We start from the raw sequence: 20,005 nt of genomic DNA on the forward strand, positions 1-20,005 counted from the left end.
GGCCCCTTACTCGGCGAACCCCCGAAGGGTTACGCGTCCTTGCTCAGGTTCGGCCCGGCACCGCCGGCCGCCTGCTCGATCGGCGGGACGTCCGGCAGCGCCGACTTCTCCTCACCCCGGAAGGTGAAGGTCTTGGCGTCGCCTTCGCCCTCGGTGTCCACGACCACGATGTGACCGGGGCGCAGCTCGCCGAAGAGGATCTTCTCCGAGAGGGTGTCCTCGATCTCGCGCTGGATGGTGCGGCGCAGCGGCCGGGCGCCCAGCACGGGGTCGTAGCCCTTCTTGGACAGCAGCTCCTTGGCGGACTGGGAGAGCTCGATGCCCATGTCCCGGTCCCTCAGGCGCTCGTCCACCTTGCCGACCATCAGGTCGACGATCCGCAGGATGTCCTCCTGGGTCAGCTGCGGGAAGACGACCACGTCGTCGACGCGGTTGAGGAACTCGGGCCGGAAGTGCTGCTTGAGCTCGTCCGAGACCTTGTTCTTCATGCGCTCGTAGTTGGTCTTCGTGTCACCCGAGGCCGCGAAGCCCAGGTTGAAGCCCTTGGAGATGTCCCGGGTGCCGAGGTTGGTCGTCATGATGATGACCGTGTTCTTGAAGTCCACGACCCGGCCCTGGGAGTCGGTCAGACGACCGTCCTCCAGGATCTGCAGCAGCGAGTTGAAGATGTCCGGGTGGGCCTTCTCCACCTCGTCGAAGAGGACGACGGAGAACGGCTTGCGACGGACCTTCTCGGTCAGCTGGCCGCCCTCTTCGTAGCCCACGTAGCCGGGGGGCGAACCGAAGAGACGCGACACCGTGTGCTTCTCGCTGAACTCCGACATGTCGAGGGAGATCAGCGCGTCCTCGTCACCGAAGAGGAACTCGGCGAGCGCCTTGGACAGCTCGGTCTTACCGACACCGGACGGGCCGGCGAAGATGAACGAACCACCGGGACGCTTCGGGTCCTTCAGACCCGCACGCGTACGACGGATCGCCTTCGACAGCGCCTTGACGGCGTCGACCTGGCCGATGACCCGCTTGTGGAGCTCGTCCTCCATGCGCAGCAGACGCGAGGACTCCTCCTCGGTCAGCTTGAAGACCGGGATGCCGGTGGCGGTCGCGAGGACCTCGGCGATCAGCTCGCCGTCGACCTCGGCGACGACGTCCATGTCGCCGGCCTTCCACTCCTTCTCCCGCTTGGCCTTGCCGGCCAGGAGCTGCTTCTCCTTGTCGCGCAGGGAGGCGGCCTTCTCGAAGTCCTGCGAGTCGATCGCGGACTCCTTGTCGCGGCGGACGCCGGCGATCTTCTCGTCGAACTCGCGCAGGTCCGGCGGCGCGGTCATCCGGCGGATGCGCATCCGGGAACCGGCCTCGTCGATCAGGTCGATCGCCTTGTCCGGCAGGAAGCGGTCCGAGATGTACCGGTCGGCCAGGGTGGCGGCCTGGACCAGCGCCTCGTCCGTGATGGACACGCGGTGGTGCGCCTCGTAGCGGTCGCGCAGACCCTTGAGGATCTCGATGGTGTGCGGCAGGGACGGCTCCGCGACCTGGATCGGCTGGAAGCGGCGCTCCAGGGCCGCGTCCTTCTCCAGGTGCTTGCGGTACTCGTCCAGCGTCGTCGCACCGATGGTCTGCAGCTCACCGCGGGCCAGCATCGGCTTCAGGATCGAAGCCGCGTCGATGGCGCCCTCGGCAGCACCGGCTCCGACGAGCGTGTGCAGCTCGTCGATGAACAGGATGATGTCGCCGCGGGTGCGGATCTCCTTGAGCACCTTCTTCAGGCGCTCCTCGAAGTCACCGCGGTAGCGGGAGCCGGCGACCAGCGCGCCGAGGTCCAGGGTGTAGAGGTGCTTGTCCTTGAGGGTCTCGGGCACCTCGCCCTTGACGATGGCCTGAGCGAGGCCCTCGACGACGGCGGTCTTGCCGACGCCGGGCTCACCGATCAGGACCGGGTTGTTCTTGGTACGGCGGGACAGCACCTGCATGACCCGCTCGATCTCCTTCTCGCGCCCGATGACCGGGTCGAGCTTGGACTCACGAGCGGCCTGGGTGAGGTTCCGGCCGAACTGGTCGAGGACCAGGGACGTCGAGGGGGTGCCCTCCGCAGGGCCGCCGGCGGTGGCGGTCTCCTTGCCCTGGTAACCGGAGAGCAGCTGGATCACCTGCTGCCGCACACGGTTGAGATCAGCGCCCAGCTTGACCAGGACCTGGGCGGCGACGCCCTCGCCCTCACGGATCAGGCCGAGCAGGATGTGCTCCGTGCCGATGTAGTTGTGGCCCAGCTGAAGAGCCTCGCGGAGCGACAGCTCCAGGACCTTCTTGGCACGGGGGGTGAAGGGGATGTGCCCGGACGGGGCCTGCTGCCCCTGCCCGATGATCTCCTCCACCTGCTGGCGGACCGCCTCGAGCGAAATCCCGAGGCTCTCAAGGGCCTTGGCGGCGACACCCTCACCCTCGTGGATCAGGCCCAGGAGGATGTGCTCGGTGCCGATGTAGTTGTGGTTGAGCATCCGGGCTTCTTCCTGAGCCAGGACGACAACCCGCCGCGCGCGGTCGGTGAACCTCTCGAACATCGTTAATCGCTCCTCAGAGCGGTCAGGCAGTGGGGGGAACTTCCCCGCCCTGTCCTTCCGCAGCTTAGTCCCGCAAGCGGGGACCGCTCATTCCAACTGCCGACACCGTCCTTGGCCTCCTGACCCCGAACGCCGACATCTGCTTCAACCCGATGGTGCGAGACGATGTTCCCGCAGGCCAGGCAGTTACCCTCACCGGCAGTACGCCGATGGCGAACGTGAGACGGCCTTCCCTGCGTGTCGCCCCCTCCCACTAGGGATGTCTTACCCGCGCGGGCGGACACTCCATGCCGCGCGCACCCATTCCCTCCGCTACGGGCGAACAACCTTGCGCCTCCCCGCACCCCCACACGCCCCCTTTTCCGGCACACTGCGCATTCACCAGGGCACCAAGCGTAACTTGCGGGGGTTTCCGACGGTTGCGCTTGGCATGGCTGGCTCGGTCACCGCGATCACCTTCTCCCGTCGGCCGCCGACTCCGGGAGACCGGATGCGGCACTGGTACGAGAACGCACTGGGCTGGGCGACAGTGCCCGGAGAGCCGCTGCGGCTGGTCACCGGCCTGCGCTTCGACGTCCTGGACGTACCGGCCGAGGCGGGTTTCGGGGCGCTGAGGCGCCTGGGGCCGGACTCTCCGGTCGCGCTGCGGGGCGACCGGATGCGGCTACTGGTGGCCGCGGGCAGCTCGGACGAGTTGCCGGGGCTCCTGGACTGGCTGGAGTGGGGTGCGCTGGCGCTGGATCTGGTGGCGCTCGGCGCGGGCGGGCGCATGGAAGCGCCGCTGCCCCCAGGACCCGGGTTCGGGCCGGTTGACGCCCGGCCGTTCCCTCCGGGCCCTTCCGGACCTCTTCAGGGGGCCGCCGTGTGGTTGCGGCCCCCCGTGCCGGGGTGCGAGGTCGAGGCCTCGTTGCCGACGCTGTCGGCCGTGGGGGGCGGTGGGGGCGCCCCCGATCTCGTACGACTCGTGGACACGGTGGCAACGCACTGCCACCGAGTCCGGCTGCGCGCGTGCGCTCAGCCGTTGGCCTTCTCGTAAGCCTCGCGAATGGTCGCGGGAACACGGCCGCGGTCGTTGACCTCGAAACCGTTCTCCTTCGCCCAGGCGCGGATCTGCGCGGTGTCCTGGCTGCCACCCGTAGCGGCACGCGCCTTTCCACGCCCACCCGAAGCACGGCCTCCGGTACGCCGACCACCCTTCACATAGGGGTCGAGAAGGCTGCGCAGCTTGTCCGCATTGACAGTCGTGAGATCGATCTCGTACGTCTTGCCGTCCAGCGCGAACGTCACAGTCTCGTCCGCCTCGCCGCCGTCGAGGTCATCGACAAGAAGGACCTGAACCTTCTGTGCCACCGGATTTCCTTTCATCGAAAACGTGAGGGCCGGGGGTCTGCGGCGTCCGCCGTTTCGCCGCCCCCTGTTATATGCAGTACTGCAGTACGTCGGAAAGCAAACCGCTTTTGCGGGAAAAACACAAACCCCCGGCAGAGACCGAAGGACCGCCCCGGGACCGAAAACATGCGCGTTTCGGACATAGGGAACCCGGGCAGGGGCCCGCTCCGTTGTCCGCCCGTTGTCCAGACCCTTGTCCAGCCCTTGTCCGGCCCTTGTCCGTCACTGAAATACGGCTTGACGAACCTGGCGATGCCCGGCGATCACAGATGCAGAAGCATCCGGCTGTTGCCCAAGGTGTTCGGTTTCACTCGTTCGAGACCGAGGAACTCCGCGACGCCCTCGTCATAGGAGCGCAGGAGTTCCGCGTAGACATCGGTGTCGACAGGTGTCTCGCCGATCTCCACGAAGCCGTGCTTGACGAAGAAGTCCACTTCGAAGGTCAGGCAGAAAACCCGGCGAACGCCGAGCCAGCGCGCGGTGTGCAGCAACTTCCGCAGCAACTGATGGCCGACGCCGGCGCCCTTCAGGCCGGGCTTCACCGCGAGAGTGCGGACTTCCGCGAGGTCTTCCCACATCACGTGAAGCGCACCACAGCCGACCACCTCGGCGTTGTCGTCCCGTTCGGCGACCCAGAACTCCTGGATGTCCTCGTAAAGCGTCACCATCGCTTTGTCGAGCAGGATGCGGTCACGGACGTAGGCGTCAAGGAGTCGGCGCACAGCCGGGACATCGCTGGTCCGGGCCCGCCGGACGGTGATGGCTTTAGCGGTGACTTCAGGGCTCTCTGACATGAGCGGACGCTATCGCCCGCCGCCCTCCACCGCCGAGTCGGGGTTCTCCCCCGAGGTATCGCCCACGGCCGTATCGCCGGCGGTATCGGGGGCCCGGGCGGGTTCGGGTGTTTCCGGTACCTGGATGATCCGTACGGCGTCCCGCAGTGCCTGTCGCTGTGCGTCGCTCATCATGCCGAAGAAGGCGACGAGAGCGGCGGCGGGGTTGTCGCTCTGCGCCCAGGCCTCGTTCATCAGCGCCGCGGCGTAGGCGGCACGCGTGGAGACCGCTTCATATCGATAGGCCCGGCCTTCCGCTTCGCGGCGCACCCAGCCCTTCTGGTGGAGATTGTCCAAAACGGTCATCACCGTCGTGTAGGCGATGGACCGTTCCTGCTGAAGGTCTTCCAGGACTTCTCGAACGGTGACCGGGCGGTTCCACTTCCACACCCGCGTCATGACCGCGTCTTCGAGTTCTCCCAATGGGCGAGGCACAACTCAGAACAATAGTAGGAGATCTCGGCAATGGCGTGCCGAACGGGAACTTTCAGTGGCAAACGGCAACAAAAAGGGCGTACGACGCGGAAAGTGCCGGTGCGCGAGGTGCACAGGCATGCGTCGTACGCCGCTGGAAGGCGCCGCGAGCAGGGCTCAGGCGCCGGACTTCGTGGTGGAGGTCTGACGGGCGCTCTCCGCACGCGCGAGTGCGGCGTCGACGGCCGCGTCCTCCTTGGCCTTGTTGGCCCCGCCCTGGGTCTTCACGATCACCCTGATCAGACCGATGAAGAACGCGGCCATGACGACCGGGGGCACGAGCGCGGAGACGTAGTCCATGGATCCAGAGTAGCCACGAAGGGGTGGGGGGACGGGGGCGGGTGGGCGCCGGCCCCCGTCCCGGGCCGGGTCAGCCCGCGGCCAGCTGGTGGGGCGGTTTCGCGGGCGGTGGGGTCGGCTTGCGGCGCGGGAAGACCTCGCCCGGGGTGGGAACGGGGCGGCGTGTCGGCGTGGGCGCGCCGGGGGTGGGCTTGGGGGCGGAAGGGGCCGGATTCACGGCGGGCTCCTTCCCGGGCTTCTCGGCCGGATCCTCGGCGACAGCGGAGGGGCCACCGGAGGAACCACCGGAAAGGCCCCCAGGGAGCGCCAGAAGGGGGGTACGTGACGCGGGGACGGTGGGGCGGGCCGTCGGGACGCCTGAGGGCACCCTGGGGGCCACAGCGGCCCCTCGGGCGCCACCCCGGGCGAGGCGGGTGCGCACGTCCTGCTCCGCGAGCGCCTGACAGCGGTCCAGGAGCGCGGCGGCGACGGGGTTGCCCCGCAGCGCCCGGAGCGCGGCGAGGTCGTCCGGGTCGGGGCGGTACCCGGCGCCCAGCACCTCCTCCAGGAGCGCGAGATAGCCGGCGGCGGTGCCGGGGAGGGCGGCGCGGTACCGGGCGAGGTCGGCCACCAGGAAGGCACGCAACCGGGCGCCCTCGCGCATCGCCTCGTCCAGGGACTCGGCGACACGAAGGCAGTCCTGGACGTCTTCGGCCGAGGCGGGGGCGGGGTTCAGGGCGAGGGCGAGAGCGCGGCGGAGCACACGCAGCTCCTCCGCACCGAACGCCATGCCGCCGCGGGATCCGTATGGCGTGGGCATGGGGCGACGGTACGCGCTAATCAGACAAATTCGACATAAGGGGTGGGTGTGGCGCGGGGGAGCCACCCAGGTGGGTGTTGCCAGGTGGGTTGCATCCCCGGGCAGCTGCGGGCAGTCGTGCCGCTGAGGCGATGGGGGGGGTCCCCGCTCGAGCGAAGCCGAGAGCGGGGGAGGGTGGGCGCAGCGGCACCCCGCGAGCGCGGGCAAGCGCGCCCACCCCTGGCCCCAGCCACAGCCCCGGGCACCCGTCAGATCCGCGACACGTTCCGCTCGTAAACCAGCCGCAGCCCGATCAGCGTCAGCCACGGCTCATGCTCGTCGATCACCGACGACTCCCCCAGCACCATCGGCGCCAGGCCGCCCGTGGCGATCACCGTGACCTCGTCCGGATCGTCCGCCAGCTCCCGCGCCATCCGGCTCACGACCCCGTCCACCTGCCCGGCGAACCCGTACACGATCCCGGCCTGCATCGCCTCGACCGTGTTCTTGCCGATCACACTCCGCGGCCGGGCCACCTCGATCTTCCGCAACTGCGCGCCCTTGACGCCCAGTGCCTCGACCGAGATCTCGATGCCGGGTGCGATGACACCGCCCACGTACTCCCCGCGCGCGCTGACCGCGTCGAACGTCGTCGCCGTACCGAAGTCGACGACGATCGCGGGGCCGCCGTAGAGCTCGACGGCCGCCACCGCGTTGATGATGCGGTCGGCGCCGACCTCCTTGGGGTTGTCGGTGAGGATCGGCACGCCCGTCTTCACCCCGGGCTCCACGAGCACCGCGGGCACGTCGCCGTAGTACCGGCGGGTGACCTCGCGCAGCTCGTGCAGCACGGACGGCACGGTCGCGCAGATCGCGATCCCGTCGATGCCGTCCCCCAGCTCCTCCCCGAGGAGCGGGTGCATGCCCATCAGGCCCTGCAGGAGCACCGCCAGCTCGTCCGCCGTACGGCGAGCGTCCGTGGAGATCCGCCAGTGCTCGACGATGTCCTCGCCGTCGAACAGGCCGAGCACCGTGTGCGTGTTGCCTACGTCGATCGTCAGCAGCATGGCCGGTTCCCGCTCCCTATTCCGCCGCTCGCAGATCCAGACCGATGTCCAGGATCGGCGAGGAGTGCGTCAGCGCCCCGACGGCCATGAAGTCGACGCCGGTGTCGGCGTAGGCCTTGGCGTTGTCCAGGGTCAGCCGGCCCGACGCCTCCAGCTGCGCCCGCCCACCGACGATGCCCACCGCTTCCGCGCACTCGTTCGGCGTGAAGTTGTCCAGCAGGATCAGGTCGGCACCCGCTTCCACGACCTCGCGCAGCTGGTGCAGGGTGTCGACCTCGACCTCGATCGGTACGTCCGGGAAGGCCTCCCGTACGGCCTTGAAGGCCGGGGCGACGCCGCCCGCGGCGACCACGTGGTTGTCCTTGACCAGGGCCGCGTCGGACAGCGACATACGGTGGTTCACGCCGCCGCCGCAGCGCACCGCGAACTTCTCCAGGGAGCGCAGGCCCGGTGTCGTCTTGCGGGTGTCGCGGACCTTGGCCTTGGTGCCTTCCAGGGCGTCCGCCCACGCGCGCGTGGCGGTGGCGATGCCCGACAGGCGGCACAGGATGTTGAGCGCGCTGCGTTCGGCGGTCAGCAGGTCACGTGTGCGGGTGGTGACCGACAGGAGCTTCTGCCCGGCCTCCACCTCGTCGCCGTCCTCCACATGCCGCTCGACCTCGAACTCGTCCGTGCAGACGACCGAGATCACCGCTTCGGCGACCCTGAGGCCCGCCACGACGCCCGCCTCGCGCGCGGTGAAGTCGGCGGTGGCCACGGCGTCCTCGGGGATGGTCGCGACCGTCGTCACGTCCACACCGTGGTCGAGGTCCTCCTGGATGGCGACGTTGGCGATGTCCTCGACCTCCACGGGGTCGAGTCCGGCGTCGGCCAGGAGCTGCGCGAGCGCGGGATCGAGACCGCACTCCAGGTATTCATCGCCGGCGTCCGCGCCACAGGCACAGCCGTCGCCGCAGCCACCGGACGAGGCGAGGGGAAGGTCGGGGGTGCTCACTACTGTCACTGCTCCTGGGGGCGCGGGTACTGCCGGGTAGGGGGGAAGTCTGCGGTGTCCGTGGTGTGTACGGCCAGCGTGCGGTCCGGATTCAGCCGTACGACGATGTGGCGCCGCCAGACGGTGTCGTCGCGGTCGGCATGGTCCTCGCGCCAGTGGCAGCCGCGGGTCTCCTCGCGCTGCCGGGCGGCGGCGACCAGGACGCGGGCCACGCACAGGAGGTTGGTGGCCTCCCAGGTGTCGACGCCGGGCTCGGCGGTCTTGCCGTTCTCGTCGAGGGCGTCGCGGGCCTCGGTGTGCAGCCGCTGGAGCTGGTCGGCGGCCTTGGTGAGGGAGTCCGCGGAGCGCAGGACGCCGGCGCCCCCCGTCATGATCCGCTGGATCGCGAACCGGGCCTCGGGGGCGAGGAGCGGGTGCGCCGGCTTCTCGGGCTGCGCGACCGGTTCGGGCACGCGCGCGTGGAGACCGTCGTCCGCCCGGCTCGCCGTGATGTCGGCGACGATGCGCTCGGCGTAGACGAGGCCCTCCAGGAGGGAGTTGGAGGCGAGCCGGTTGGCGCCGTGCACGCCGGTGCAGGCGACCTCGCCGCACGCGTACAGGCCGGGCACCGTCGTACGGCCCTGGGAGTCGGTGCGCACGCCGCCGGAGGCGTAGTGGGCGGCCGGGGCGATCGGGATGGGCTCGTGGACCGGGTCGATGCCGTGGGCGCGGCAGGAGGCGAGGATCGTCGGGAAGCGGTGCTCCCACATGTCGGCGCCGAAGTGCCGGGCGTCGAGGAACATGTGCTCGGCGTCCCGCTCCTGCATGCGGCGCATGATGCCCTTGGCGACGATGTCCCGGGGCGCCAGTTCGGCCAGCTCGTGCTGCCCGACCATGAAGCGCACGCCGTCGGCGTCGACCAGGTGGGCGCCCTCGCCGCGCACCGCCTCGGAGACCAGGGGCTGCTGGCCCTCGGCGTCGGCGCCCAGGAACAGCACCGTGGGGTGGAACTGCACGAACTCCAGGTCGGAGACCTCCGCGCCCGCGCGCAGGGCGAGCGCCACGCCGTCACCGGTGGACACGGACGGGTTGGTGGTCGCGGAGAACACCTGGCCCATGCCGCCGGTCGCGAGGACCACGGCGGGGGCGTGCACGGCGCCCACGCCGTCGTGCTGGCCCTCGCCCATCACGTGCAGGGTGACGCCCGCCGTGCGGCCGTCGGCGTCCGTCAGCAGGTCCAGGACCAGCGCGTTCTCGATCGCGCGCAAGCCACGCGCGCGTACCGCCTCGACGAGCGCCCGGGAGATCTCGGCGCCGGTCGCGTCGCCGCCGGCGTGTGCGATGCGGCGGCGGTGGTGGCCGCCCTCACGGGTGAGTTCCAGCAGGCCTTCGGAGGACTCGTCGAAGTGGGCGCCGGTCTCGATCAGCCGCCGTACGGCGTCGGGGCCCTCGGTGACGAGGATCCGCACGGCCTCCTCGTCGCACAGGCCCGCGCCCGCGACCAGCGTGTCGTCCAGGTGCTGTTCAGGGGTGTCGCCCTCGCCGAGGGCCGCGGCGATGCCGCCCTGGGCCCAGCGGGTGGAGCCGTCGTCGAGGCGGGCCTTGGTGACGACGACCGTCGTCAGGCCGGCGGCCTCGCAGCGCAGGGCCGCGGTCAGGCCGGCGACGCCGGAGCCGACGACGACCACATCCGCGGAGATGGACCACCCGGGCGCGGGCGCGTGCAGTCGTATGCCTGTGCTGGTCACGAGGCGGCTCCGAAGGTGAGGGGAATGTTGTCGATCAGCCGGGTCGTACCGACCCGGGCGGCGACGGCGAGGACGGCCTCGCCGGTGAAGTCGTCCTCGATCTCGGTGAAGTCGGACGGGTCGACCAGGGCGAGATAGTCCAGTTCGAGCGGCGGGTCGAGGCGGGCGGCCTCGTCGAGCACCAGGCGCGCGGCGGCACGGACGGCCGCCACGGAGCCGGGTACGGCCTTGGCGACGGCGTGCGCGTCGGCGGCCGCGCGGGACTCCCCTATGGCGCTGAGGGCCTCGGCACGCGCGTGCGTGGCGGGTACTTCACGCGCCCGCGCGCGCAGCGCCTCCTGGGCGGCGTGCCGGTCGCTGCCCGCGAACAGTGCCTGGGACAGAGCGAGGGCGGTGCGCCGCTCCTGGGGCGAGAGATAGCGGTTCCGGCTGGACAGGGCCAGGCCGTCCTCCTCGCGCGCGGTCGGCACGCCGATGATCTCGACCCCGAAGTTCAGGTCCCGCACCATGCGCCGGACCAGGGCGAGCTGCTGGGCGTCCTTCTGCCCGAACAGGGCCGCGTCGGGCCGGGTGAGGTGCAGCAGCTTGCCGACGACGGTGAGCATGCCGTCGAAGTGGCCGGGGCGCGTGGTGCCCTCCAGGCGTTCGCCCATGGGACCCGCGCTGATGCGGACCTGCGGTTCGCCGCCCGGGTAGACCTCGTCCACGGACGGGGCGAACACGACGTCCGCGCCCGCCTGCTCGGCGACCTTGAGGTCGGCCTCCAGGGTGCGCGGGTAGCGGTCGAGATCCTCGCCCGCGCCGAACTGCAGCGGGTTGACGAAGACCGTGACCACGACCTCTCCGTCGGGGCCGACGGTCTCGCGCGCGGTGCGGATCAGCGTGGCGTGCCCGTCGTGCAGGGCACCCATGGTCATCACGACGGCGCGGCGGCCCGCACGCGCACGTGCGTGCAGTTCGTCGGCGGTGCGCAGCAGGGTGGTGGTCATCCGGCAGCTCCTTCGGCGCCGTTGGTGCCGTCGGTCCCGTTGGTTCCGTCGGTTCCGTTGGTTCCATCGGCGAGTACCCCGAGCAGGTCCTCGGCGAGTTCCGGCTTCAGCAGTCCGTGGGCGAGCGCCCGGTCGGCGGTCGCGCGTGCCATCGCCAGGTAGCCGGCGACGGTCTGCGGGGCGTGCTCGCGCAGCTGGCCGATGTGCGCGGCGACCGTGCCCGCGTCCCCGCGCGCGACGGGGCCGGTGAGCGCCGCGTCGCCGGAGCGCAGGGCGTTGTCGAGGGCGGCGCCGAGCAGCGGGCCGAGCATCCGGTCGGGCGCCTCGACGCCGGCCGTGCGCAGCAGCTCCATGGACTGGGCGACGAGGGTCACCATGTGGTTGGCACCGAGCGCGAGGGCCGCGTGGTAGAGCGGCCGGTTCTCCTCGGCGATCCACTCCGGCTCGCCGCCCATCTCGATGACGAGGGCCTCGGCGGCCAGCCGCAGTTCGTCGGGCGCGGTGACGCCGAAGGAACAGCCGGCCAGGCGCTGGACGTCCACGGGGGTGCCGGTGAAGGTCATCGCGGGGTGCAGGGCCAGCGGCAGCGCGCCCGCGCGCAGGGCGGGGTCCAGCACCTTCGCGCCGTACCGCCCGGAGGTGTGCACGAGCAGCTGTCCCGGCCGCACGGCCCCGGTCTCGGCGAGTCCCGTCACGAGGCCGGGCAGGGTGTCGTCCGGGACGGTCAGCAGCACCAGGTCGGCGCGCTGAAGCACCTCGGCGGGCGGGACGACCGGCACGCCGGGCAGCATCAGCGCGGCCCGCCTTCTGGAGGCGTCGGAGACCCCGGAGACGGCCACCGGGCGGTGCCCCGCGAGTTCGAGGGACGCGGCCAGCGCGGGGCCCACACGGCCGGCGCCGACCACGCCGACGGTGAGCCGCGCGGGGCGGTCCCTGGGATCTGGCTGTTGGACTGTACTCACGCGACGGCGGCCTTCCCGTTCCAGTCCGCTCTCGGTACCGGACGATTTCTCGTCATGTTAACGCGATCGGTTCCAGGGGCGTCCGGTTGTCCACAGGCTGTGGGTTTCCAGGCGCTCTTCCGGCCACGCTGCCGGTCACCCCCGGAACCGGTAAATGCGGGTGCTCGCCCGAATCCGCGCACGGCATGATCCAGGGTATGAGCGACACGGTGGAGCAGGGCGCGCAGAAGTCGGCCCAGGAGCGGATACGGGAGCGGCGTTCGGCCGCCTTTCGGGAGGCCGGGCACGTCCTGTCACGCGGGGGCTTCCGGGGCACGCTCCGTGAACGACTGGCCTTGCTGCACGAGACGGCACCACAGGTGTACGACCTCGACGAACCGGCGGACATCTACGGCAACCGGATCGTGGAGCACCTGGAGGAACGGGTCGCCGCGCTGCTGGGCACGGAGGCCGCCGCGTTCTTCCCGACCGGGACGATGGCCCAGCAGGTGGCGCTGCGCTGCTGGGCGGGCCGCACCGGCGACCCCAGGGTCGCGCTGCACGGGCTGGCGCACCCCGAGGTGCACGAGCAGCACGCGTTCAGCCTGGTCAGCGGGTTGCGCCCGGTCCGTGTGACGAGCGAGCCCCGGCTGCCGACGGCCGACGAGGTGCGCGACTTCCCGGAGCCCTTCGGGGCACTGATGCTGGAACTGCCCCTCAGGGACGCCGGTTTCGTACTGCCCTCGTGGGAGGAGCTCACCGAACTCGTGGAGGCGGCGCGCGAGCGCGACGCGGTGGTGCACTTCGACGGCGCGCGCCTGTGGGAGTCCACCGTCCACTTCGACCGCCCCCTGGAGGAGATCGCCGGCCTCGCGGACAGCGTCTACGTGTCGTTCTACAAGTCCCTCGACGCCTTCGGCGGCGCGGCGCTCGCCGGTCCCAGGACGCTGGTGGAGGAGGCGAAGGTCTGGCGGCACCGGTACGGCGGCATGGTGTTCCAGCAGTTCCCCACCGTGCTGTCGGCACTCGCCGGCCTCGACCGCGAGCTGCCCCGGCTGCCCGACTACGTGCGCCACGCGCGCGTGGTGGCCGCCGCGCTGCGGGAGGGGTTCGCCGAGGCGGGGGTGCCGTGGGCGCGCGTGCACCCCGAGGAGCCGCACACCCACGAGTTCCAGGTCTGGCTGCCGTACGACCCGGACGTGCTCGCCGAGGCGGCGGTGCTCCAGGCCGAGGAGACGGGGACGCTGCTCTTCGCGACCGGCTGGGAGCGCGGCGGTCCCGGACTGTCCTTCACCGAGGTCGTCGTGCGCGCCGCCGGCCTGGAATGGACCTCCGCCGATGTGAAGGCGGCGGTCGCGGACTTCGTGGCCCGGCTGGCCGGGGAGGTCAGCACGTAGAACGCCGACGCGGGTGCAGCCACCGGCGCAGGGCCTGCCGTATCCGCCCGTGGGCCGGGCGGCCCGCGACGACCGCCCGGAAGCGCCGGTAGTCGCGCAGCTCGCGCAGAACCTGCCAGTCGTGAGTGCCGGGCGCGGGCGGGGCGGGCTCGCCGTGCCGGCGGGCGCGGTGGGCGTCGAGGACGTACTGCTGGGTCAGGCTCATGACGGATCGCCTTCTCGGGACGTAGGAATCGGGCTCCGCGGCTGCCCCGGTCGTCCCAGGTTGCGCCCGTGCGGCGGCGAAGTCTCCTCGATTGACGGCGGCCGTCAATCGAGGACGGCGCTGTCAGTGGCGGGGTGCACCATGGGTGGCATGAGCGTGAGCATCGACATCGCGGGGCTGCGGCCGGAGAGGGTCGCCGTCGTGCCCTCCCCTCTGGCCGAGCTCGGCATGGCGCTGCACGCGCTGTCCGAGCCGGGGCACCATCCGGGCCTGCAGGCCTGGGTGACGGGCGTGACCAGCCGGCTCGACTCGCATCTGGCCGACCGGATGTGCGAGGCCGACTTCCTGTGGCGCACGACGTTCTCGGACCTGTTCCTGCCGTATGCGGGCATCCCGGGTCGCAGCACGCTCCCGGGCGCCACACTCGCCGAGGACCTGGACCTCCTGGACAAGCTGACGGACGAACAGTTCGTGGACGCGGCCATGGAGTTCACCTGCACACTGAACTACGACATCCAGGCTCCGGACCTCCTTTCCAACGCCGACGCCCGCCGCCGCGCGCTGGAGGTCGCCGCCTCCCGGGGCCCGCAGCAGGTGCGGTTCACCCAGCGGCTGCTCGACGATCCGCCCAGCGTCCGGGCCTGGCTGCGGCGGTTCCTGGAGGACTGCGACGAGGCGTTCTTCGACGAGGCCTGGTCCCGGCTGCGCCACCAACTGACGGCGGACGCCCGGCACAAGACGGAGCTGCTGCGGCACAAGGGGCTGGCCGAGGCGCTGGCCGCGGTCTCCCCCGTCGTGACGGTCGACGAGGCCGCCGGCCGGATCGTCGTGGACAAGCTGGTCCAGGGCCGCACCGTCACGGCGGGCGGCGGCCTCCTCCTCGTACCGACCAGCCTCGGCTGGCCGCATCTGAACGTGCTGCACCGCTACGGCTGGCAGCCGCTGCTGCACTACCCGGTCGGATCGCCCGAACTGGCCTCACCTCCGTCGGTCGAGCAGCTCACCCTGCGGATGACCGCCCTGTCCCACCCCGTCCGGATGCGTATCTGCCGTCATCTGGCGCGCAGCGCGTACACCACCAGCGAGCTGGCCCAGGTCCACGGCATGACGGCGCCCGAGATATCCCGGCACCTCGGGGTGCTGAAGAAGGCGGGCCTGGTCACCACGCGTCGGCGGGGGCGGTACGTGCTGCATCAGCTGGACGTCTCCGTGGTGGCGCGGCTGGGCAGCGACTTCCTGGAGGGGATCCTCAGGTAGCCCGGCGGGAGCGGGCCCTCAGTCGAACCGGATGTGCCTGATGCCCACCCCGGCCTGCCGCAGCCGAGTCCGCAACGCGCCCTCGTTGTTGGGCCGCAGCGTCAGCCCGGCCAGGACGGCAATGCGGTCCGCCGTCTTCGGCACGGTCGAGTGGTCCGTCCACAGATGCTCGGCGAACTCCGGTTCGCGCAGCCGCTCCAGGCAGTGGTCGAGCTGCTGTACGGCCCAGCTCTCCCTGCGCAGACCCGCGTTCTTCCCGGCCACGTACGAAAGGAGGCGGCCGAAGCCCCGCTCCCGCAGCCGCCTCAGCACGGTCTCGCGCTGGGCGAGCAGGGTGAAGTGACGTACGTCGTGGCCGAGTTCGCGGAGCCGGCCCACGGTCTCCTCGAAGTAACCGGAGTCGGTGACCGTCATGGGGGCGATCACCACCCCTTCGTGCTTGGTGAGGGCCAGGTCGAGGACCTCGACGACGCCCTGCCGCCAGGAGACCAGGTCCTGGAAGTCACCGCGCAGCTCGGGCGGCAGCATGCGGCGCAGACCGAAACCGGCGTGCTCGGGGTCGCAGATCACGCTGCCGGGCAGCCGGCGCCGGATCTCGTGTGCGGTCTGTGTCTTGCCGCCCCCGAAAGGGCCGTTGATCCACAGGAGCATGCGCAGACCCTAGTGGGCGCCGGTTGCGCCGGGGCACGTTTCCCTGTGATCCGGTTCCTGCGCCCCGGTCCTTGCGATCCGAGCGCTGCGCCCCGAGCCCTGCGACCCGAGCCCTGCGACCCGAGCCCTGCGATCCGGTCTTTGCGACCCGAGCCCTGCGCCCCGGTCCCTGTGATCATGCCAATGGTCAGCCGTGCCCGCCGCCGGCCCGCACCAGCCCCGTCTCGTACGCCAGGACGACCACCTGCACCCGGTCCCGCAGCCCCAGCTTCGTCAGGATGCGGCCCACGTGCGTCTTGACGGTCGCCTCCGACAGCACCAGCCGGGAGGCGATCTCCCCGTTGGACAGCCCCTGTGCGATCAGCACCATCACCTCGCGCTCGCGGTCGGTGAGCCGCTCGAGCCCCTTGTGCCGGGGTTCCTTGCCGGTGGCGGGCAGCATCGGCGCGAAGCGGTCGAGAAGGCGGCGCGTGGTGGATGGAGCGACCACGGCGTCGCCGCTGTGCACCGAGCGGATCGCGGTCAGCAACTCGGCGGGCGGCACGTCCTTCAGCATGAAGCCGGACGCGCCCGCCTTCAGCCCCGAGAACGCGTACTCGTCGAGGTCGAACGTGGTGAGGATCAGCACCTTCGGCGGCTCGGGTTCCGAGCAGATCCGGCGGGTGGCCTCGACGCCGTCGAGCTTCGGCATGCGGACGTCCATCAGGACGACGTCGACGGCGGTGGAGCGCAGCACCTGGAGGGCCTCGACACCGTCGCCCGCCTCCGCGACGACCTCCATGTCCGGCTGGGCGGCGAGCACCATCCGGAACCCGGTGCGGAGCAGCACCTGATCGTCGACGAGCATCACGCGGATGGTCATGAGGCCTCTTCCGTTTCCGTTGTTCCGTTTGCTCTGGGGGCGTGACAGGTGTCAACAGGGGGCGTGCGTCGGCGTCAGTGCGCTGGTTTGAGCGGGAGCAGGGCGCTGATGCGGAATCCTCCGCCCGGGCGCGGGCCCGCGTCGAGGGTGCCGCCGACCATGCCCACCCGCTCGCGCATGCCGATCAGGCCGTGCCCCTGGCCGTCGGCACCGCCCTCCTCGTACAGCTCGTGCGGGGCGCCCTTGCCGTCGTCCTCGACGAGCAGGCCGAGGCCGTCGTCGAAGTAGACCAGGCGCACGCTCGCGCCCGCGTTCGGCCCGCCGTGCTTGCGGGTGTTGGTGAGCGCCTCCTGCACGATGCGGTACGCCGTGAGCTCGACGCCGCTGGGCAGCGGGCGCGGAGTGCCCTCGATCTTGAAGTCGATGGGCAGGCCGGAGCCCCGGCACTGCTCGACGAGGTCCTCGATCTGCTGGACGTCGGGCTGGGGCACGTACTCCCCGACCTCCTGGTGCTCGCCGGTGCGCAGCACGCCCAGCAGACGGCGCATCTCGGCGAGGGCCTGGCGGCCCGTGGAGGAGATCGTCTCCAGGGCCTTCTTCGCCTGGTCGGGTGCCGCGTCGAGGACGTAGGCGGCGCCGTCGGCCTGCACCACCATCACCGAGACGTTGTGCGCGACCACGTCGTGCAGCTCGCGCGCGATCCGGGCGCGTTCGGCGGCGACCGCGACCTTCGCCTGTGCCTCGCGTTCCTTCTCCAGGCGTGCCGCGCGCTCCTCGAGCTGCGCGAAGTAGGCGCGGCGGGTGCGCATCGAGTCGCCGAGCACCCAGGCGAGGGCGAACGGCACGGTCTGGAAGACCACTACCGCGACGTTGCCCGCGGCGCTCGTCTGCTCGTTCGGCCAGCGCAGCTGCGCCGCGGAGGCCGCACCCAGGCCCATGGCCAGCGCGAGCCAGGACGCCCAGCGCGCGCCGGTCGCGGCGACCGTGTAGACGATCACCAGCATGGCGAAGTCGGCGACCGTCGTCTCGACGTCCAGCACCAGCTGCGCCACTCCGAGCACGGCGGTCAGCAGCAGCATCTTCTCCGGCGTGCGCCGGCGCAGCGCGACCACCACGCTCAGCAGGAACATCACCGGGATGATCAGAGCCTGGGAGTCGGTGCCCGCGGACTCCTGGCGGGTGACTCCGCCCGCGACCGAGATCCCGAACAGGACGACGGCCCAGAAGCCGTCGACCCAGGTCGGGTGTCTGCGGAGGAAGTCATAGACGCGCTGCACGTGACCCAGCGTAGGGAAGCGTGATGCGTGCAGGGGTCAACCGGAGGGCCGATCCGTGCCCGACGCGTGTACTCCGCAAGGTGGAGGTCGTGGTCACGTGTACGCCTAGTCTGTCCGGGTGGAGGCGGAATCGACGGGCACGACGGGCATGACGGGCGCACCCGGTACGGCCGACGAGTGGCGCGGCTGGCGGGCGGCGACCGAGTCCGCCCTGTACGGCCCGGACGGTTTCTACCGGCGGCCGGAGGGCCCCGCCGCACACTTCCGCACGTCGGTGCACGCGTCGCCGCTGTTCGCCGAGGCCGTGGCCCGGCTGCTGTGCCGGGTCGACGAGGCCCTGGGCCGGCCCGCCTCGCTCGACTTCGTCGACATGGCCGCCGGACGGGGTGAGCTGGTCCGCGGGGTGCTCGCCGCGCTGCCCGCCGACGTGGCCGCACGCGCGCGTGGGTACGCCGTCGAGGTCGCCGCTCGCCCGCCGGACCTCGACCACCGGATCGAGTGGCTGCCCGAGCCGCCGCGGGACGTCACCGGGCTGCTGTTCGCCAACGAATGGCTGGACAACGTGCCCGTGGACGTCGCCGAGGTGGACTCCGCGGGCGTACCGCGGCTGGTCCTCGTCCGCGAGGACGGTGCCGAGCGGCTCGGGGAGCCGGTCCGGGGCGCGGCGGCGGAGTGGCTCGCGCGATGGTGGCCGCTGCCGGCCGAGGAGGGGCTGCGCGCGGAGATCGGGCTCCCCAGGGACACCGCGTGGGCGTCCGCCGTCTCCTGCGTCGAGCGAGGGCTCGCGGTGGCCGTCGACTACGCGCACACCGCGGACACGCGCCCCCCGTTCGGGACGCTCACCGGCTTCCGGGAGGGGCGCGGGACGGCGCCCGTGCCGGACGGCTCGTGCGACATCACGGCGCACGTCGCGCTGGACGCGTGTGCGCTCCCCGGCGCACACCTGCTTCCGCAACGCGACGCGCTGCGCACCCTGGGCCTCACCGGCGCACGCCCCCCGCTCGCGCTCGCCTCCACCAACCCCTCGGCCTACGTACGCGCCCTCGCGGGCGCCGGAGAGGCCGCCGAGCTCACCGCGCCCGGCGGGCTGGGCGACTTCGGCTGGCTGCTTCAGCCGGCCGGGATCCCGGACCCGCTCGCCCTACTTGTCGATGTCCCCGACCACGAAGAACAGTGACCCCAGGATCGCCACCATGTCCGCCACCAGCGTGCCCGGCAGCAGCTCGGTCAGTGCCTGGATGTTGTTGTACGAGGCGGAACGCAGCTTCAGCCGGTACGGGGTCTTCTCGCCCTTGCTGACGAGGTAGTAGCCGTTGATGCCGAGCGGGTTCTCGGTCCACGCGTACGTGTGCCCCTCGGGCGCCTTCAGGACCTTCGGCAGCCGCTGGTTGATCGGCCCGGGCGGCAGCTCGGCGAGCCGGTCGAGGCAGGCGTCGGCCAGCTCCAGCGCGTTGTGCGTCTGCTCCAGGAGGCACTCGAAGCGGGCCAGGCAGTCGCCCTCCTGCCGGGTGACGACCTTCAGGGTGTCCTGAAGGTCCCCGTAGGCGAGGTAGGGCTCGTCGCGGCGCAGGTCGAAGTCGACGCCGGAGGCGCGCGCTATCGGCCCGCTCACGCCGTACGCGTGCACGGTCTGCGGCGTGAGGGCGCCCACGCCCCGCGTGCGCCCCCGGAAGATCTCGTTGCCGAGCACCAGGTCGTCGACGACGCCCATGCGCGAGCGCACGGCGGAGACCGCGCCACGCGCGCGTGTGGCCCACCCGGCGGGCAGGTCCTCCTTCAGGCCGCCGACGCGGTTGAACATGTAGTGCATGCGCCCGCCGGAGACCTCCTCCATGACGTTCTGGAGGACCTCGCGCTCCCGGAACGCGTAGAAGACCGGGGTGATGCCGCCCAGCTCCAGCGGATACGACCCCAGGAACATCAGGTGGTTCAGCACCCGGTTCAGCTCCGCGAGGAGCGTGCGCGTCCACACCGCGCGCTCCGGGACCTCCATGCCGAGCATGCGCTCCACCGCGAGGACCACGCCCAGCTCGTTCGAGAAGGCCGACAGCCAGTCGTGGCGGTTGGCGAGCATGATGATCTGCCGGTAGTCGCGCGCCTCGAAGAGCTTCTCGGCGCCGCGGTGCATGTAGCCGATCACCGGCTCCGCGCTGACGATGCGCTCGCCGTCCAGCACGAGCCGCAGCCGCAGCACGCCGTGTGTGGAGGGGTGCTGGGGCCCGATGTTGAGCACCATGTCGGTGCTCTCCGCGGCACCGCCGATCCCGACCGTGGTCTCCGTCGTAGGAGTCATGAACACAGTCTCTCCT

General features: G+C 71.2%; 20 protein-coding genes. 4 read left to right on the forward strand and 16 right to left on the reverse strand.

Features of this window, described 5'->3' with window-relative positions; all coding sequences use genetic code 11:
• Positions 1–29: 29 nt before the first annotated feature.
• Positions 30–2,555: an ATP-dependent Clp protease ATP-binding subunit gene (locus ABT114_RS03930; RefSeq protein ID WP_351138300.1), complete on the reverse strand. Its 2,526-nt coding sequence runs from the start codon at positions 2,553–2,555 to the stop codon at positions 30–32.
• Between the two features lie 430 nt (positions 2,556–2,985).
• Here ABT114_RS03930 and ABT114_RS03935 point away from each other — a divergent pair, with 430 nt between their 5' ends.
• Positions 2,986–3,591, forward strand: a complete 606-nt coding sequence (locus ABT114_RS03935) for an SCO3374 family protein (protein WP_351138302.1) — start codon at positions 2,986–2,988, stop codon at positions 3,589–3,591.
• Here ABT114_RS03935 and ABT114_RS03940 read toward each other — a convergent pair.
• The 10 genes from ABT114_RS03940 to ABT114_RS03985 form a co-directional block, all read right to left on the reverse strand.
• Entirely contained in the window at positions 3,570–3,905 is a 336-nt protein-coding gene (locus tag ABT114_RS03940) for a histone-like nucleoid-structuring protein Lsr2 (RefSeq protein ID WP_351138304.1), read from the reverse strand. The two genes, ABT114_RS03935 and ABT114_RS03940, sit on opposite strands and share 22 nt — an antisense overlap.
• 302 nt (positions 3,906–4,207) lie before the next feature.
• On the reverse strand, positions 4,208–4,738 hold the full coding sequence (locus tag ABT114_RS03945; RefSeq protein WP_351138306.1) for an amino-acid N-acetyltransferase: 531 nt from the start codon (positions 4,736–4,738) through the stop codon (positions 4,208–4,210).
• A gap of 9 nt (positions 4,739–4,747) precedes the next feature.
• A complete protein-coding gene (locus tag ABT114_RS03950) occupies positions 4,748–5,212 on the reverse strand; it encodes a BlaI/MecI/CopY family transcriptional regulator (RefSeq protein ID WP_502987313.1) in 465 nt (154 codons plus the stop codon).
• A 156-nt stretch (positions 5,213–5,368) separates the two neighbouring features.
• Complete coding sequence (locus tag ABT114_RS03955) at positions 5,369–5,551, reverse strand: hypothetical protein (RefSeq protein ID WP_351138310.1); 183 nt, start codon at positions 5,549–5,551, stop codon at positions 5,369–5,371.
• Between the two features lie 70 nt (positions 5,552–5,621).
• Complete coding sequence (locus ABT114_RS03960) at positions 5,622–6,320, reverse strand: hypothetical protein (protein WP_351139476.1); 699 nt, start codon at positions 6,318–6,320, stop codon at positions 5,622–5,624.
• A gap of 278 nt (positions 6,321–6,598) precedes the next feature.
• Positions 6,599–7,396: a type III pantothenate kinase gene (locus ABT114_RS03965; RefSeq protein WP_351138313.1), complete on the reverse strand. Its 798-nt coding sequence runs from the start codon at positions 7,394–7,396 to the stop codon at positions 6,599–6,601.
• 16 nt (positions 7,397–7,412) lie between these two features.
• Positions 7,413–8,390 carry a carboxylating nicotinate-nucleotide diphosphorylase gene (gene nadC, locus ABT114_RS03970; RefSeq protein ID WP_351138315.1) on the reverse strand — a complete coding sequence of 326 codons (978 nt, stop codon included), beginning with the start codon at positions 8,388–8,390 and terminating at the stop codon, positions 7,413–7,415.
• Between the two features lie 5 nt (positions 8,391–8,395).
• Positions 8,396–10,117 (reverse strand): L-aspartate oxidase, encoded by a 1,722-nt coding sequence (locus ABT114_RS03975; protein ID WP_351138317.1) that lies wholly within the window; start codon positions 10,115–10,117, stop codon positions 8,396–8,398.
• Positions 10,114–11,106 (reverse strand): pantoate--beta-alanine ligase, encoded by a 993-nt coding sequence (panC, locus tag ABT114_RS03980; protein WP_351138319.1) that lies wholly within the window; start codon positions 11,104–11,106, stop codon positions 10,114–10,116. The genes ABT114_RS03975 and panC overlap by 4 nt, the downstream gene beginning before the upstream one ends.
• Positions 11,103–12,068, reverse strand: a complete 966-nt coding sequence (locus tag ABT114_RS03985; RefSeq protein WP_351138321.1) for a Rossmann-like and DUF2520 domain-containing protein — start codon at positions 12,066–12,068, stop codon at positions 11,103–11,105. The genes panC and ABT114_RS03985 overlap by 4 nt, the downstream gene beginning before the upstream one ends.
• Positions 12,069–12,265: 197 nt before the next feature.
• On the opposite strand from ABT114_RS03985, the gene ABT114_RS03990 reads away from it, so the two are divergent.
• On the forward strand, positions 12,266–13,444 hold the full coding sequence (locus ABT114_RS03990) for a threonine aldolase family protein (RefSeq protein ID WP_351138323.1): 1,179 nt from the start codon (positions 12,266–12,268) through the stop codon (positions 13,442–13,444).
• On the opposite strand, the gene ABT114_RS03995 is transcribed toward ABT114_RS03990, so the two are convergent.
• Complete coding sequence (locus ABT114_RS03995) at positions 13,434–13,649, reverse strand: hypothetical protein (RefSeq protein ID WP_351138325.1); 216 nt, start codon at positions 13,647–13,649, stop codon at positions 13,434–13,436. The two genes, ABT114_RS03990 and ABT114_RS03995, sit on opposite strands and share 11 nt — an antisense overlap.
• A gap of 150 nt (positions 13,650–13,799) precedes the next feature.
• On the opposite strand from ABT114_RS03995, the gene ABT114_RS04000 reads away from it, so the two are divergent.
• Positions 13,800–14,906, forward strand: coding sequence for a DUF5937 family protein (locus ABT114_RS04000; protein WP_351138327.1), 1,107 nt, complete (start codon positions 13,800–13,802; stop codon positions 14,904–14,906).
• A gap of 18 nt (positions 14,907–14,924) precedes the next feature.
• Here the strand turns inward: ABT114_RS04000 and ABT114_RS04005 are convergent, their stop codons facing one another.
• The 3 genes from ABT114_RS04005 to ABT114_RS04015 all read right to left on the reverse strand — a co-directional run bounded on the left by ABT114_RS04005 (position 14,925) and on the right by ABT114_RS04015 (position 17,696).
• Positions 14,925–15,557 (reverse strand): AAA family ATPase, encoded by a 633-nt coding sequence (locus ABT114_RS04005; protein WP_351138329.1) that lies wholly within the window; start codon positions 15,555–15,557, stop codon positions 14,925–14,927.
• 187 nt (positions 15,558–15,744) lie between these two features.
• Positions 15,745–16,419, reverse strand: a complete 675-nt coding sequence (locus tag ABT114_RS04010; RefSeq protein ID WP_351138331.1) for a response regulator transcription factor — start codon at positions 16,417–16,419, stop codon at positions 15,745–15,747.
• Between the two features lie 74 nt (positions 16,420–16,493).
• On the reverse strand, positions 16,494–17,696 hold the full coding sequence (locus ABT114_RS04015; protein ID WP_351138333.1) for a sensor histidine kinase: 1,203 nt from the start codon (positions 17,694–17,696) through the stop codon (positions 16,494–16,496).
• A 148-nt stretch (positions 17,697–17,844) separates the two neighbouring features.
• Here ABT114_RS04015 and ABT114_RS04020 point away from each other — a divergent pair, with 148 nt between their 5' ends.
• Positions 17,845–18,873, forward strand: a complete 1,029-nt coding sequence (locus tag ABT114_RS04020; RefSeq protein WP_351139478.1) for an SAM-dependent methyltransferase — start codon at positions 17,845–17,847, stop codon at positions 18,871–18,873.
• Here ABT114_RS04020 and ABT114_RS04025 read toward each other — a convergent pair.
• Positions 18,838–19,989: an NADH-quinone oxidoreductase subunit D gene (locus ABT114_RS04025; protein ID WP_351138335.1), complete on the reverse strand. Its 1,152-nt coding sequence runs from the start codon at positions 19,987–19,989 to the stop codon at positions 18,838–18,840. The two genes, ABT114_RS04020 and ABT114_RS04025, sit on opposite strands and share 36 nt — an antisense overlap.
• Positions 19,990–20,005: the final 16 nt, after the last annotated feature.

Origin of the sequence: Streptomyces sp. NPDC002088 (assembly GCF_040296605.1) — a bacterium.
Classification (GTDB): domain Bacteria; phylum Actinomycetota; class Actinomycetes; order Streptomycetales; family Streptomycetaceae; genus Streptomyces.

Excerpts from the sequence above, each read along its gene's own strand:
- ABT114_RS03930 (WP_351138300.1), bottom strand. The coding sequence starts at position 2,555 with ATGTTCGAGAGGTTCACCGACCGCGCGCGGCGGGTTGTCGTCCTGGCT.
- ABT114_RS03935 (WP_351138302.1), top strand. The coding sequence starts at position 2,986 with ATGGCTGGCTCGGTCACCGCGATCACCTTCTCCCGTCGGCCGCCGACT.
- ABT114_RS03945 (WP_351138306.1), bottom strand. The coding sequence starts at position 4,738 with ATGTCAGAGAGCCCTGAAGTCACCGCTAAAGCCATCACCGTCCGGCGG.
- ABT114_RS03955 (WP_351138310.1), bottom strand. The coding sequence starts at position 5,551 with ATGGACTACGTCTCCGCGCTCGTGCCCCCGGTCGTCATGGCCGCGTTC.
- ABT114_RS03960 (WP_351139476.1), bottom strand. The coding sequence starts at position 6,320 with ATGGCGTTCGGTGCGGAGGAGCTGCGTGTGCTCCGCCGCGCTCTCGCC.
- ABT114_RS03965 (WP_351138313.1), bottom strand. The coding sequence starts at position 7,396 with ATGCTGCTGACGATCGACGTAGGCAACACGCACACGGTGCTCGGCCTG.
- panC (WP_351138319.1), bottom strand. The coding sequence starts at position 11,106 with ATGACCACCACCCTGCTGCGCACCGCCGACGAACTGCACGCACGTGCG.
- ABT114_RS03990 (WP_351138323.1), top strand. The coding sequence starts at position 12,266 with ATGAGCGACACGGTGGAGCAGGGCGCGCAGAAGTCGGCCCAGGAGCGG.
- ABT114_RS03995 (WP_351138325.1), bottom strand. The coding sequence starts at position 13,649 with ATGAGCCTGACCCAGCAGTACGTCCTCGACGCCCACCGCGCCCGCCGG.
- ABT114_RS04000 (WP_351138327.1), top strand. The coding sequence starts at position 13,800 with ATGAGCGTGAGCATCGACATCGCGGGGCTGCGGCCGGAGAGGGTCGCC.
- ABT114_RS04005 (WP_351138329.1), bottom strand. The coding sequence starts at position 15,557 with ATGCTCCTGTGGATCAACGGCCCTTTCGGGGGCGGCAAGACACAGACC.
- ABT114_RS04010 (WP_351138331.1), bottom strand. The coding sequence starts at position 16,419 with ATGACCATCCGCGTGATGCTCGTCGACGATCAGGTGCTGCTCCGCACC.
- ABT114_RS04020 (WP_351139478.1), top strand. The coding sequence starts at position 17,845 with ATGACGGGCGCACCCGGTACGGCCGACGAGTGGCGCGGCTGGCGGGCG.
- ABT114_RS04025 (WP_351138335.1), bottom strand. The coding sequence starts at position 19,989 with ATGACTCCTACGACGGAGACCACGGTCGGGATCGGCGGTGCCGCGGAG.